Consider the following 13,999-nt stretch of genomic DNA (forward strand, 5'->3'; position numbering starts at 1 on the left):
GCCCACCGTCGAACTCATCCCGCTCCACGGGGCAATCGTCACCCAACAGCCCATGACTCTCGATGTGCTGGTGCGGATCACGCCTCCAGCGGTTACCCTCAAGGCCGATCGCGTGCCGCTCAACCTCAGCCTGGCGATTGATCGCTCCGGCTCCATGCAAGGGCAAAAGATGCACTATGCCCGCGAGGCCGCCCGCTTTGCCGTGGAGAATTTGCTGCCCTGCGATCGCATCAGCATCGTCCTCTTCGATGACCGGATCGAAACCCTGGTGCCCAGCACCTTGGCCACCGACAAAAACACCTTGCTCGAAAAGCTGCGTCACGTCCATTCACGGGGTTCCACCGCGCTCCATGCGGGCTGGGTCGAAGGTGGGGTGCAGGTGAGCCAGTACCTCAACCCCGCCCAGCTCAACCGGGTGATTGTGCTCTCCGATGGGCTGGCCAATGTGGGGGAAACTAGGCCGGATGCGATCGCCAGTGATGTCCATGGCCTGGCCCAGCGCGGTGTTAGCACCACCACCCTGGGCATTGGCGACGACTACAGCGAGGATTTGCTGGCGGCGATGGCCCGCAGCGGTGACGGCAACTTCTTCCACATCGAGTCTGCTGAGCAATTGCCAACGATTTTTGAAACCGAGCTGTCGGGGCTAGCCGCTACTCTGGGCCAGCGGGTTAGCCTGGGCGTTAAGCCGGGCAACGGCGTCACGGTGATGGACGTGCTGAATGACTTTGAGCAGACCGACACCCGGCGCTACAAACTGCCCAACCTGATGGTGGGGTCGCCCATTCAGGTGGTGGTGCGCTTGCAGGTGCCCGCCCTGGGTCAGAACTGCGAACTGATACAGGTGCGCCTGGCCTGGGATGATCGCGACCAGCCCGGTCGGCAAGTGCTGCGGGCTGGGCTGGAGCTGCCCCTGGTCAGCCCCGCACAGTTCAGCGATTTCCCCGCCAACCCAGCGGTGCAAGAGCAGGTGGCTTTGCTGATGGCGGCTCGCGCCCGCCGCGAAGCCGTAATGTACTCCGACCGGGGAGACTATGCTGCCGCTGGTATGTCCCTAGCCAATGCTCGGATGGAGATGGCCGCGATGGCACCCAGTGAGGCCCTGCTAGAAGAGCAATCCATTCTGGAAGATTTAGAAGCTGACTACCAGAGCGGCAACATGACCAGCGCCCGCAAGAAGGCGTTTTCGCAATCGTTTAACCTGTCGCGCACGGGCAAGTCTAAGCCCCAGCGATCGATGGATTCTAAATAGGAAATGGCATTAGACGGTTGTATCGGCCTGGGTATAACTATTGCAGGCCGACAACCGCACCCAGCGATACACTACCCGCTAGGATGAGCTGGCAGTTGTGCGATAGGTCCATACACCGGTCATTAGTTTGCTTCGGATGATGTTTCCCTACTTACTGCTTCAATAACCCATGTAAGGCTGTTAATTTGTTCACTAATTTCGTCAATCTGAGGAGTATTGCGAAGCGGATTAATCTCTCGAACGCCTTTGCCTATCGTTTCGCCGACGTTCGAGATTCCCTGGCTAGTGCCGCCCACAACCCAACCCACGAGGGTAGTGACGGGGAAGGGCTTTAGACCTCGGCCCACAGTATTCGTAGTTTCGCTGAGACTATGAAATACGGTCTCAGTGATTGTCGCGCCTGTTTCGGTATTTCTATATCTTGCAAGATAAGCGGCTTTCTTCTTTTCAAAGGCACAAATGACGGCCCAAGCCTCATCAATGGTCATGTGAATGCCTTTCCACAACACAGGCTTCACCTCTGGAGGCGTAACCATACCTTTCCGTTGTCCCTTAAGCACACGTTCTGCGATTTTTATATAGTTCATAGGTTTCAGAGCGTTACTCTAGACTTGATATCGCCATCCAACGCTAAAGCCTTGGTTCGTAGCCAGAGATACCAGTGGCTTTACTACCTGTCCATAAGCATTCCCGAGTCGCTGTACATCTAGCAGGTCATCCACAGTGCTTATGCCTAAATCACAGATAAAAGGTTCTATCTGTCTTTCCCATTTGGTTGCTGTTAAGGCTTTGCGAGTAGCCAAGAGCCCAGAATGTTGAACTGTCACAAACTGAGCAAAGTACTCATTGGATGGAAGATTGTTTGACTTAGCCGAATTGACCTCCGGCAGTGTCGGCACCAAATTCCACAGCTGGTCGTGGGCCACAAATGACCAGGGCAGGTAATGGTCTAGGGAGAAACGGTTGGGGTCAATCACCTGCTGAGAATAGATGCAGCGGAGCGGTTGGGAGCGCAGCACCAGCTTCCAGTAGTCGGTCTGCTTGGTCAGCGAATCGCGTCGGGTCGGCATGAATAGCTTATTAGCGATCGCCGGAGTGCTAGGATTCCGCTTTTGCATGTAGGTCAGCCATTCCCATGCAGCCCAGCCGCGCACAATTCCGTGGTGCTGCTCTAGGTAGCTGGCCCAGGCTGGATGGATGATCACCGCCTGACAGCGGTTGTGCTGCTCTGAGTCAAATCGGTAGAGCGGTTTATCACTGTTGAAGCAACGATTTGCGATCGCAGGTATAGCGACCTCTAGCTGGTTTCCCTTGCCACGACTGACCCCGGCTAACTGGTCTTCTAAAAATGGCGCAACCAGTCGAAAGGGAACGTAGCGTCGCAGGTGAGACACTACATCACGCAGATCTTGGGCGGCGATCGCTCCTCTCAAGAGCGTTTTATCGGTATCTCGAAAGCGGGTGATGGGCTCAGTAATGGTTAGCTCCAGGGCGTCGAGCTTTTGAGCCACTTTGTCTTGGGTGCCGAAGGAAAGCTTGAAAAAAGTGTGCGGAAACCAGGCGTTGGCCAGCATCTCTACGATCAGGTCTTGAAAGCTGATCGGCTCGGTCGCCTCAAAGCGACGACGCTTCATGATATCGAGTAGTGACAGAAAGAAGAGGTATTTGTAGGAGTTAGTGGTGTCGGCAAATAGACGGGATAATGCAGCAACATTGACCTTGCTTGAGTCAGGTAGCTGACTAACAGCCCCAGAAGAAAGTCGATTGTCATCCATGCCCACAGACTCACTACAAGGTTTGCCCTTAGGGTAGGCAGCTAAGAGCTAAAGTCATCGGGCAGTTCACCGAGCGTTACACCCAGGGCGTCGCATAGCGCCTTCATCTGCGACACGGTGAGGCTGGCTACGCTCATGCCTCGCTCCCAGTTGCTCACAGTCTTACCGCTGACCCCTACAATGCGGGCCAAAGCTTCTTGAGAGAGGCCAGCTTGCTCTCTTAGGTACTTGAGCGTATGTGGGGAAGTTGGGTCAGGCGGGCTAGCGGGCATGTAGAAACTTATTTCTAGAAATAGGGTTGACAAATGAGCCTGTTTTCTAGAAACTGATTTCTAGTTCTACCTTGAAACAAGCTCTAAAACACCAGAGAGGCACTGAAAATAAGTGTCCCATCTCAATTTGCCCTGGCTCAAGTTATTACAGCATGAATATCAGCCCATTCCATGTTTGGGCGATTGTGCGCTTTCTGCCCGACATGCAGCGGGTAGTGGTCAATCGCTTTCGTCGCCGCTCTGATGCGGAAGAATGTCTACGGGTGCTGCGTCGCGCTGCTACTGGTCGTGACTACACACTGCTCTACTATCCCCCCGGAGAGGAATCTACGTTTATGGTGCGCAAGGAATACAACAAGCTGGTGCGCGATCGCATCCCCGAAATTCTAGAAAGCCAACAAGTCAAGTTTGGAGTTGAGGAGATGACCAAGTCCGACTACTGCCAGGCATTACGGCAAAAGCTGATCGAGGAAGCGCAGGAAGCCGCCGAGGCTGTGGAGACCAACCTGGTGACCGAACTCGCTGACCTCTGCGAGGTGATTGATGCAACGATGGGTGCGTATGGCATTCAGCGGAACCAAGTACTAGCCTGCCAGATGCAGCGGCGCATTGAGAGGGGAGCTTTTAGCCAAAAGCTACGGCTTCTGTGGACAGAAGGATGACTCACATCTTAGCTGCCTCGGCCTTGCCTTCGCACTGCTTTAGCATTGGCAGGGCATCAACGGTTACCTATAGCCAAAACTGTCGATCGCCTTCTAACAGACTACTTGGGTAGATTCCTTTAAGCCGTAGTCCAGCCACTCGATCTGCCCCATATATTGGCATGGGTAAGCGAGGTGCTTTTAGAGCACCATGATGAAGCAATGTAAGTTTCAAAGTTGTATCGACAACTTTCTCAATTGGTGCAGGTTGTCCTGCGTCGTGTACTGTTAAACGGAGAGGTCTAGCTAAACCTACTCGCTCAGACACCTGCGTTGTAATCAAGACCGCCTCGTGAGAAGACAACCGCAGTGCTAAACCCTGTGATGGTGCAGCCAGAGTTTTTTGTCTCAAGTTGTACAACCTGGGGATACCAGATTTTCGGCATTCCACCAAAATAAACTTGGCCCCGATCGCCTGTGCTCGTTCCAAAAGATTTGGAATTTCTCTGCCACAAAAGCGTCCATCTCGGTAAATTAAAACGGTTTTGTCTTCCAACGTTGTCGGTAGTAAGCGTTCTAATAATCTCTGCGGGATTTCTTCGCCCTCCAATAGAGCGTCCTCTAGGAGGTAATGAATAAATTCGCCTTGCTTCCCATAAAGTCGTACGCTAGCACAGGCATTCAGTGTTCCAGCAAGTTTTGCTTTTGGCAATCGCGAAATGTCTAATCCAATGAAGTAGTCGGCGATTTCTAATGGCTCTGCCAGAATGAAGGGTAAATTTCCTAGCTTTGCTAAGATTCCTGGAACGACCTGGTTCAGAATTTGTCCATATTCAACCTTAGTTAACGTGCCATCGTAAATTACCTGACTGGCAATATTTCGACGCAGGAGCAATGAGTAGACCAAATGATACAAACTGCTACCGTCCTGCTCATCGGTGTCGCGATCGTTCTGCGGCAGAAAAGCCAACACAATATCAACTGGAACCGTGATCAACTTGTTAACGGTTTTCTCCAGAGCAGCCCTTGCCTCAGCAGCACTAAGATCACTAATTGATAGAGCTTTGCGATCAATGATTTCACTTTCAAACCCGTAGCGTTTAAGTCGCTGTTGAGCCGCCTCCAAAAAAGTATTCACGCTACTATCGCATAACTTAAGTGCAGCAATACGAATCATGCCAGGTTGAAAATCGGGATGACGATGATAAACTCCACCGTTTGATAGTCCCTGTAAGACACGTCCTCGAACACCTATAACTCCTTTGCCAAATAGCAGTGGGGTCTGGTCTACAGGGGTCACTGGTTGCCAGAAGAGATCAGGGTGTTCTGAGCTGTTCAAACTTCGTCTAATTGCAAAACCGTAAGGCATTAACACATCTGCTGCCTGTGCTTTAAAGTTTGCTAGTAACCGTTGCCGCTCAATGTTAGGAATTTTGGTGAATTGTAAAATTTGCCCATAGTCAAATCCAAATTGCCCTGCCGTCTCAGCCGTGATTGAGGGACGCAGAGCAGAGAGTGTGTAGTGAAAGAGTTTTTTCCCTTTGCCAAACCGGATTGCAACAACGATCTCGTCATCTGGTGCAGTTTCAATGAAGTGCCGTGTAGCATGCCCTGCTGCAAGTTGTAGAAGGCGATCGCGATGCTCTGCAATTACACCAATAATTTGGACAATACTCCCATTACTGCCCATATCAAAGTCCTGAATGGGCAAGCCAACCAGCAAAGCCTCTGGGCTCCCTTGAGTCACATTATTGGTATAGAAATCCGCTAAGCTTCCTAAATATGCAATTTCAGTCCGAATGGTTAATGACAATGCAGCATAATCTTCTCCCTGAAGCTCGATCGTTTCTGCCCAAAACTTAATCTTGCGGTTCACTGCTAATCCTCCAACCGATGTAACAAGGATTGGTCTGAAGGGTTGCCTTATTCGCAAAATCTGAAACGCGACTTTGGACAGAACAGATGTTGAAGCGAGCGCAGCACTAGCTTCTTGAAGCTGGAGAGGTTGATCGCACAAATCTGGAATGTCTTGCTGAAGCGCTAAGAGAGCTATCTGGCACTGAGATAGATTCAATTGTGGTTGTTGCATCGGAGTGAGTACCCACAGTCGATACTCGTGCCAAACGGCTACAGCTTGTTCCAATTTTCGCGAGAGGTGAAAACTCAAGCGATTGCCAGTCTCCTGATCAATCTCAGGGGTCACCGTAAAACTGGCAAGATTAGCTTGAGTGATGGACAGTGGAAACACTTCACTCAAAAAGACAAGTTCTTGTGAGGGAACAGCAGTAGTAGCAGTAATAGCAGTCATGCAGAAATCTCCTATACAGCAAATTGACAAACTGAATTGAACTGGCAATGTTGGCAGCGAAAGCCAGGATTGGGTGGAAAAATGCGATCAAACTCCGCAGGATTTTTGCGGTACTTTTTCTTCTCCATCTCATGTCGTTGGGCCAAGCGCGCTAGCTCTATACGAATGGCATTCAGTTGACTTGTGGTTGCCGTGATTGGTTCTGACCACTTGCAGAGTTCAAGGTTGTAGAATGAGGCGATCGCTTGTTGACGGGGGAAAAGGTAGTTTGCAGCCAGTAGATAAACAAATGCCTGCCGTTCATCAAAATCAGAATGCCCCGTCTTCAAATCTAGGATGTGTAGTCTGCCATCCGGCTCAAGCAGGATGCAGTCGATCGCAGCGAATAAATTAAAGGTTATGTTTTCGTAGTAGAGCTTAATCGGTTCTGGGAAGCCCTCATCACCTCGACTTAAGCTAAAAATTCGCTTTTTGAGAAGAATGGGATGCTCATAGTATTGGGTTAAAATCTGGTTGAGTCGTTGCTGCGCTTCAGCAGACTGTTGATTGAGCTGCAGAATCTCAAAAACCTTCGCAACACCATCTGTATCTCTGAGTCGCTGAGGATTCAAGTGAAATTCATAAATCCCCTGTTGAGCTAATAGACCAATAGTCTGCGGAACTGTATCTTGTGCCAAGATTGCCGCAACATCCGGTTCTCGCTTCCGAACTTTGGCATAGCCCCGCTTCATGTCACAGTGCCAATGCTCCTGCCCAACTGCCGGAGCAAATAGTGCCCAAAGGTTATAGCTTGCAAAGGGTAGCCACCTTTTCCCCATTTCAACAGTCTCCTTATATGGCTGCTGGTAAACGTCACACCTCAATGCCAGCCCTGATCTTCAAGTTTAAATTTGGAATATACAAGGACGCACATTTGACAAATCAAAATCGTTGTGTTAGCACTATAGCACAAGAAAACGACAAGACAACTTTTTTGTTGTGTTATGATGATTTATGATTCCACCCTTTAACCAAGATGGATTATTACCACCTGGGATCCATACCACAGCTTCCTGGCAGGAGTTTGCCCGTCGTTTTGGGCATACTCCACACCGACGGAACCTGCTCTCAGGAATGAAAGCGGCTCTGTTAGGACTGCACAAGGCTGGTTGTCAGGTTGTCTACGTCGATGGCAGTTTTGTAACGGCGAAGGAGCACCCCAATGACTTTGATATTTGCTGGGATATTGCGGGAGTCAATCCCGATTTACTAGATCCGTTGCTTCTCAAGCTTGACGATGGTCGAGTTGCTCAAAAAGTGAAGTATTTCGGTGAATTTTTCCCAGCACAGTTCCCTGAAGGAGTGAGCGGCAAAACGTTTTTAGAGTTTTTTCAAACTGACAAGGCAACTGGAAACCCCAAAGGCATTGTTGCCTTAACCCTGTGGGAGATATGGTCATGATTAAGAATGAGCGGCAATACCGCATTACTAAAGCTCAAATTGAAAAGTTCTCAAATGCCTTCGCTCAACTGTCGGCTTCAACTCAGCAGGATCAGTCTGTCCATCCCATCTTGCTGAAAGCCGAGAGGGAGTCGGTGGAGTCTCAGCTTGCGGAACTGCGAATCCAAGTTGAAGAGTATGAGGCATTGAAGGAAGGACAACAAGCTGTACTGGAATTAGATTCACTTGACGCATTACCGCGAGCCTTAATTAAGGCTCGGATTGCTGCCGGATTGAATCAGAAGGATTTAGCTGAGCGACTAGGAATAAAGGAGCAGCAGGTTCAACGTTATGAGGATACAGAGTACGCTTCTGCCAGCTTCACACGGCTGGTAGAAGTTAGTCGTGCGATCGGTGTTCAAGTACGCGAAGAAGTTTTGCTGCCTAGAGTTTCGCCCGCTGATTTGTTGAGCCGATTGAGCCAGGCTGGAATTGATCGTGACCTTATTCTCAACCGTTTTTTTCCCAACTTGAGTGCTGAGACTTCACACGATGAAGATGAAGTCTCTACTAATGCCCTGGTACTTCGTGCCGCAACTGCTTTGAAACGAGTGTTTGGGTGGTCATTGGCTGATCTATTTAGCTCTAGACCGCTTCAGCTTGATTTAACTCCCCTTGGAGCTGTTCACTTCAAAGTTAATGCAAAAGCAAATCAGAAACGATTAAGTGCGTACACAGTTTATGCTCATTTCCTGGCATTGCTTGTACTAGAAGCCACAGCAGATTTACCAGCGAAGCCGATCCCAACCGATCCAAAACAAGTTCGTGAAGCCATCTGCTCAACGTATGGTGAACTAACGTTTTCAAATGCTTTACGGTATGTCTGGAGTTTGGGTATACCTGTTCTTCCACTGAGGGATGCTGGAGCATTTCATGGTGCATTCTGGCGCGTCAACGGACGAAACGTAATTGTTCTGAAGCAGCGCACTAGATCCTCGGCTCGCTGGCTGCTCGATCTTCTCCATGAACTTTGGCATGCTGCTCAAGAACCAGAGCGACCTGAGCGAACTGTGGTTGAAGAAGGGGATATTGCACAGGAACGGCAAGACTCACCTGAAGAAAAGACGGCTACAAGATTTGGCGAACACATTCTACTCAACGGTCGCCAAAAGGAACTGGTTGAGATGTGTACCAAAGAAGCAAAAGGTAGTATTGAGCGACTCAAGAATGTCGTGTTTAAGGTCGCTACGAGGGAGAAAGTTTTAGTTGGGGCTTTAGCAGATCACATGGCTTATCGGCTGTCACTCCAAGGTGAAAATTGGTGGGGTGCTGCAACCAATCTACAAACGGAAGATATTGAGCCGTGGCAGATTGCTCGTGACGTACTCCTAGAGAAGATCAATTTTGAAGTTTTAAATGATGTGGATCAAACACTCTTGATAAGAGCTTTGTCGGATGACTTGCCTCAGCAGGAATTTTAGAAGTTATGGAGGTTAAACGTAATGTCGGATGATTGGAATGTTGAGGAGGAGTTAAAACCACTCAAACTAAAATGTACTAGCTCAGACTGCAAAAATGGGCATCACTCGTATAGACCGACACCTAAACAAAAAGCAGCAAATACAGTAGGCCAGTGTCGATCCTGTGATGAGATGGCTCCCTTTGAGTGGGAGCGGTTACACAAGCTTGATCCCGAAGACCTAGACTATACGATCGCTGCATTGAAGAATGAACTCATTCGCCAACATTACTGGACAAATGAGACTCCCCAGAAGGTCGAGAATTATGCCCGCCGTAAGGGTGTAAAAGGAATGGAGGGGGCAGTAGAAAAGCGGATTCGCAACTCTATGAGTCCACCCGCCAATGATTTTGATGGGCGTCAGACGCCTGTCGAGGATTCAGCCAAGGTTAATGCAGTTCACTTTGCTCAGCACGCCACCGCTTCTTGTTGCCGTAAATGTATGGAGTATTGGCATGGCATTCCTCGATATCGCTCACTTACAGAAGATGAGATATCGTATTTGTCCAGGTTAGGAATGAGATTCATCAGTGAACGATTTCCGTTACTAACGGAAACAGGAGAGAAAGTCTCACCCATTCGTAGGGCTGGCAAATCAAACACTAAAGGTTAAAAGCAAACGAAGTAAAAGCAAACGGAGTAAAAGCTGTGGTAGTGATTAATACTGAGGTTCTCTCTTCACGTTATCGAGAAGTATCTGTTGATTTGCAGAATAAGCGATTGCTGATCACCAATTTTCATAATACACAGCAGGAAAACGATTTAAAAGAGGCTCCTAATTGCAAAGGATTTGGGCGTATTCGGCACTTCAGACGATTGAGTAACAATGGCTGGCCCTCTAACCCGTTACCGATAGATCCAGCTTGTAAAGCACTAGGTCTACAAGCAACCAACATGATTCGAGCACAAGTTTTTCAGAGTGCAGCTTGTAATTGGCGATGTTGGTACTGCTTCGTTCCATTTGAACTGCTGTCCGCAAATCGTAAATATTCCGAGTGGATGAGTCCATCGCAATTGGTCGATCTTTATCTAGACCAACCCGATCCTCCTTCAATGATTGATTTAACAGGAGGACAACCCGACTTAATTCCAGAGTGGGTTCCCTGGATGATGGCTGAACTGAAAGAGCGGGGATTAGAGCACCAAATTTACCTCTGGTCCGACGACAACTTGAGCAACGATTACTTTTGGCAGTTTTTATCTGACTCAGATCTTGAGCTTATTGCAGCTTATCCAAACTATGGTCGGGTCTGTTGCTTTAAAGGATTTAATTCTGAGTCTTTTGCATTTAATACTCGTGCTGAACCTGATCTCTTCAATCGACAGTTTCAACTAATGAAGCGATTGCTGGAGTTAGGAATTGACATCTATGCTTACGCAACATTCACAACACCGGCAGTCTCAGAAATTGCTGCAGATATGACTCGCTTTGTTGATCGACTTCAGGAAATAGATTACAACCTTCCACTCCGAACGGTTCCATTAGAAATTCAAATGTTTACCCCAATCAAGGGGAGGCTAAATGATGAAATTCAAGTGGCATTGAAGAATCAGCACCTTGCAATTGAAGCTTGGAAAACAGAATTAGAAAGTCGGTACTCCAGTATCGAGCGGTCACAATCAATCACGGATATAACTTTACACACGAAACAATTGCTATGACAATTACTGAAATCGAATCACTTGCGTTTGAACAGTCTGTTAAACAGTGGATTTTTGATGCAGTTGGAAATGGTGCCACTACGTTTGAGCAACTGATCAAGTTACTTCCTAGCGTCGATCCAATTATTGCTTTCAAAGCTCTACAAAAAAATCAGTCTTCGCTACCAGTTCTCAAGAATAACTCATGTACATTGGTTAACTCAGCATTGTGGAAGCAATCAAAGTCTATTCCCACTCACCATCAAAAATCACTCCCATCGCCTCATCCCCTTGATTACGATTGGAGATTTACCGATTCGACCGTTGAATATTTATTACAAAAATGTGCGGAAGCAACTCGCCCCTACGATACAATTGTACTGCTTGGAACCCCTAGTCTTCTACGGGTAGGAACTGATCCAGCCTATCAGCGAAGCACGGTGCTACTCGATGCAAACACAATGATGACAACTTGCTTGTCCAACGCAGTCTTAGATTCCCAAATAGTCGAATGCAACCTACTGAGAGATATACTACCTAATCTATCTGCTGATGCCGTTGTAATGGATCCCCCCTGGTATCCAGAACACATTCAATCATTTCTTTGGGACGCATGCCAGTTTTGCAAGCTGAACGGACATATCTTAATCAGCCTTCCACCAATCGGCACTAGACCTGGGATTGAGAGGGAGTGGCAAGAAACCTTGGCTTGGGCGAACCAATTAGGGCTTCAGCTTATCCATTTAGAAGAACTGTCTCTGTCTTACCTAACTCCTTTATTCGAGCGTAATGTTTTTAGAATTTCAGGGGTTCATTGTGTTCCTCAGAATTGGAGACGAGGTAATTTAGCTATCTTCACTCAAAGATCTTCTACCAACGTCCCCCGACCTATTATTGCTTCATCCGAGAAAGGATGGTTGGAAGTAAATCTTTTTGGTGTCAGAATTCGAGTTCGCCCTTGGAACAGTTCGGAGTTTGTCGATCCAAGTTTGATTTCAGTTATTCCTAGCGATGTGTTGACCTCAGTTAGTCGTCGAGATCCTCGACGTCAGCTTGCAGATGTTTGGACTTCTGGAAATAGAATTTTTTCTTGCCTAGGAAGGGGTATACTATGGCATGTTTTGGATGCTATATCGAGAGATTGTCCACCCCATAGTACTGTAGAAGCTTTTATAGGGCGGGCGCTGCAACCAAGAGAAATTAGTCTTGTTTCTAATGCAATAGAGCAAGTCCTCGATATTATTAATTTGGAACGAAAGGAGAACTTACTCTTTGAAGACCACTGGAGCAGCACAAACTTCACTTTTACCGCTAGCTAGTAATTTGCAGCTAGCCGTGAGGGATGATCCATTTTGGGAGGATTATCTATCCCCCCTAATCGAATCGGCACCCCTGCCGTTTTCACTTCATCTTGCAATTTTTGTAGAGCCATATCTTCAGTTCGTTTTGGAGGGGAAAAAAACTATAGAGTCGCGTTTCTCAACACGTCGCTTTGCCCCTTACGATCAAGTTGAAAAGGGGGATGTAATTCTTCTAAAGCGGTCGTCTGGTCCCATTCTTGGGATTTGTCAAGTAGCTTATCCATGGTTTTATCAACTTGAGCCAGACTCGTGGGCAAGCATTCAAAAAGATTTTGCCGAGGCTTTGTGTGCGCAAGATCCTGAGTTTTGGAAACAGCGCGAATCTGCTTCTTACGCAACTTTAATCCGTATCCAACATGTAAAATCTATTGCTCCAATTAAATATGTTAAACGCGATCGTAGAGGCTGGGTAGTTCTACAAGATAGGGCAAAGCAGTTAAAACTTAATCTTGAAGTTATATGAAGCCAGCTATTCTTACTTTTTCTGGTCCTATTGCTAGTGGTAAGTCAACAATTTCAAATAAATTGGCTCAAACCCTTCACTGGTCTCGCGTTAGTTTTGGAGACTATGTTCGTTCTGTTGCCGATGCAAGGCAAATTTCTAAAACACGAGAAGTTTTACAGGCCATTGGTACTGAACTTGTAACAAGTGATGTGGAGGGATTCTGCAAAGCCGCACTACAACAGGTTAACTGGCAGCACGGACAACCTTTAGTGATTGATGGTGTTCGTCATATAGAAGTTCTTGAAACGCTACAAAAACTAGTAGCTCCAATGAAACTTCACCTTATTTTTATCACCATTGACGATTCTATACAAGCCAGCCGCTTAATTGAGAGAGGTTCAAACGAATTACTAGCACTTCAAGCACTGGAGTTGGATGTAACGGAGCAACAGGTAGGCACTTATTTAAAGAATATAGCTGACTTTGTAGTTAATGGTAGTCGTTCAGTTGAGGAGGCTGCCCAAGACATTACAGACTGGCTCCAATCTCAATGTCTTAAAAATTGAAGAACATATTTTTCTGTTAGCGGGAGTTATCTATGTTTTGTAAAAAAATGCAGTGGGATCAACTGCTCTGTGATGAGCGTCAAGGGCATGAACAACACCCTGGCGAGAAACAACGAAATCGTAATCAGTTTGAGCGTGACTTTGATCGAATCATTTTTTCAGAAGCGTTTAGACGACTTAAGGACAAAACCCAGGTTTTTCCAGTCACAGATAATGATCACGTTCATAATCGATTAACTCATAGTTTGGAGGTATCTTGTATTGGGCGATCTCTAGGCAGACTTGTAGGAGTCAAAATTATTGAGAAATACAAAGATACAGTTCTCAAGAATCTGACTGAAGAAGGTTTAAACGAAGCAAGTTTTGGTGCGCTTGTTCAGGCGGCTTGTCTTGCTCATGATATAGGAAACCCTCCTTTTGGTCATTCTGGCGAAAACGCTATTCAATCTTGGTTCTATTCTGAACTAGGTAAGCAGCATCTAGCAACGCTAAGTGAAAGCCAAAAAGAGGATTTAGAATGGTTTGAGGGAAATGCTCAAGGATTCAGAATTTTAACAACATCTGAGCGACAATCTGGAAGGAAAAGTTTACAACTTACTTTCGCTACTCTTGCCACTTTTACTAAATACCCTAGAGAATCGCTCTTTAAAGATCAAGAATCTTTAAAGACTAAGTAATTAGTCACCGCAACAAAGCTGGTCTATTGCGAATAGGGCAAAAGTTTGTAGCATAAGGGGCATGACGATCCAACCGCATCCAGAATCAAACCTCTCGGAGATCGACCCTGAAGAGCAAGGGGC

15 protein-coding genes are annotated in these 13,999 nt (G+C 47.3%); 10 read left to right on the plus strand and 5 right to left on the minus strand.

Going from position 1 to position 13,999, the window contains the following annotated elements; all coding sequences use genetic code 11:
• Nucleotides 1-1,252 (plus strand): VWA domain-containing protein (locus IQ273_RS21205; RefSeq protein ID WP_194025156.1); only part of this gene is annotated, 1,252 nt, incomplete at its 5' end.
• A 122-nt stretch (nucleotides 1,253-1,374) separates the two neighbouring features.
• Here the strand turns inward: IQ273_RS21205 and IQ273_RS21210 are convergent.
• From IQ273_RS21210 to IQ273_RS21220, 3 genes are read right to left on the minus strand one after another with little or no spacing between them, the layout of a single operon-like run.
• Nucleotides 1,375-1,839 (minus strand): hypothetical protein, encoded by a 465-nt coding sequence (locus IQ273_RS21210; protein WP_194025157.1) that lies wholly within the window; start codon nucleotides 1,837-1,839, stop codon nucleotides 1,375-1,377.
• 18 nt (nucleotides 1,840-1,857) lie between these two features.
• Nucleotides 1,858-3,027 (minus strand): HNH endonuclease domain-containing protein, encoded by a 1,170-nt coding sequence (locus tag IQ273_RS21215; protein ID WP_194025158.1) that lies wholly within the window; start codon nucleotides 3,025-3,027, stop codon nucleotides 1,858-1,860.
• A gap of 41 nt (nucleotides 3,028-3,068) precedes the next feature.
• Nucleotides 3,069-3,299, minus strand: a complete 231-nt coding sequence (locus tag IQ273_RS21220) for a helix-turn-helix transcriptional regulator (RefSeq protein ID WP_194025159.1) — start codon at nucleotides 3,297-3,299, stop codon at nucleotides 3,069-3,071.
• 152 nt (nucleotides 3,300-3,451) lie between these two features.
• Between IQ273_RS21220 and IQ273_RS33865 the strand changes: the two genes are divergently transcribed.
• Nucleotides 3,452-3,961 carry a nucleoside triphosphate pyrophosphohydrolase gene (locus IQ273_RS33865; RefSeq protein WP_228053501.1) on the plus strand — a complete coding sequence of 170 codons (510 nt, stop codon included), beginning with the start codon at nucleotides 3,452-3,454 and terminating at the stop codon, nucleotides 3,959-3,961.
• Between the two features lie 67 nt (nucleotides 3,962-4,028).
• Here the strand turns inward: IQ273_RS33865 and IQ273_RS21230 are convergent, their stop codons facing one another.
• A complete protein-coding gene (locus IQ273_RS21230) occupies nucleotides 4,029-6,248 on the minus strand; it encodes a Piwi domain-containing protein (RefSeq protein ID WP_194025160.1) in 2,220 nt (739 codons plus the stop codon).
• Nucleotides 6,249-6,259: 11 nt separating this feature from the next.
• Nucleotides 6,260-7,066, minus strand: a complete 807-nt coding sequence (locus tag IQ273_RS21235; protein WP_194025161.1) for a PD-(D/E)XK nuclease family protein — start codon at nucleotides 7,064-7,066, stop codon at nucleotides 6,260-6,262.
• Between the two features lie 175 nt (nucleotides 7,067-7,241).
• On the opposite strand from IQ273_RS21235, the gene IQ273_RS21240 reads away from it, so the two are divergent.
• The 8 genes from IQ273_RS21240 to dgt are packed head-to-tail and all read left to right on the plus strand — an operon-like array spanning nucleotide 7,242 to nucleotide 13,876.
• Nucleotides 7,242-7,688 carry a DUF6932 family protein gene (locus IQ273_RS21240; RefSeq protein WP_194025162.1) on the plus strand — a complete coding sequence of 149 codons (447 nt, stop codon included), beginning with the start codon at nucleotides 7,242-7,244 and terminating at the stop codon, nucleotides 7,686-7,688.
• The gene (locus tag IQ273_RS21245; RefSeq protein ID WP_194025163.1) at nucleotides 7,685-9,148 is read left to right on the plus strand and encodes a helix-turn-helix transcriptional regulator; all 1,464 of its coding nucleotides are present in this window, start codon (nucleotides 7,685-7,687) and stop codon (nucleotides 9,146-9,148) included. The genes IQ273_RS21240 and IQ273_RS21245 overlap by 4 nt, the downstream gene beginning before the upstream one ends.
• A 21-nt stretch (nucleotides 9,149-9,169) precedes the next feature.
• Nucleotides 9,170-9,799 (plus strand): DUF4186 family protein, encoded by a 630-nt coding sequence (locus tag IQ273_RS21250; RefSeq protein WP_194025164.1) that lies wholly within the window; start codon nucleotides 9,170-9,172, stop codon nucleotides 9,797-9,799.
• A 35-nt stretch (nucleotides 9,800-9,834) separates the two neighbouring features.
• Entirely contained in the window at nucleotides 9,835-10,848 is a 1,014-nt protein-coding gene (locus IQ273_RS21255) for a hypothetical protein (protein WP_194025165.1), read from the plus strand.
• Nucleotides 10,845-12,146, plus strand: coding sequence for a hypothetical protein (locus IQ273_RS21260; protein ID WP_194025166.1), 1,302 nt, complete (start codon nucleotides 10,845-10,847; stop codon nucleotides 12,144-12,146). The genes IQ273_RS21255 and IQ273_RS21260 overlap by 4 nt, the downstream gene beginning before the upstream one ends.
• The gene (locus IQ273_RS21265; protein ID WP_194025167.1) at nucleotides 12,100-12,651 is read left to right on the plus strand and encodes an ASCH domain-containing protein; all 552 of its coding nucleotides are present in this window, start codon (nucleotides 12,100-12,102) and stop codon (nucleotides 12,649-12,651) included. Before IQ273_RS21260 ends, IQ273_RS21265 begins: the two co-directional genes overlap by 47 nt.
• Entirely contained in the window at nucleotides 12,648-13,199 is a 552-nt protein-coding gene (locus IQ273_RS21270) for a nucleoside monophosphate kinase (protein ID WP_194025168.1), read from the plus strand. The genes IQ273_RS21265 and IQ273_RS21270 overlap by 4 nt, the downstream gene beginning before the upstream one ends.
• Nucleotides 13,200-13,231: 32 nt before the next feature.
• Nucleotides 13,232-13,876 carry a dGTP triphosphohydrolase gene (gene dgt / locus IQ273_RS21275; protein ID WP_228053505.1) on the plus strand — a complete coding sequence of 215 codons (645 nt, stop codon included), beginning with the start codon at nucleotides 13,232-13,234 and terminating at the stop codon, nucleotides 13,874-13,876.
• The last annotated feature ends 123 nt before the right edge of the window (nucleotides 13,877-13,999 follow it).

Origin of the sequence: Nodosilinea sp. LEGE 07298 (assembly GCF_015207265.1) — a bacterium.
Taxonomy (GTDB): Bacteria; Cyanobacteriota; Cyanobacteriia; order Phormidesmidales; family Phormidesmidaceae; genus Nodosilinea.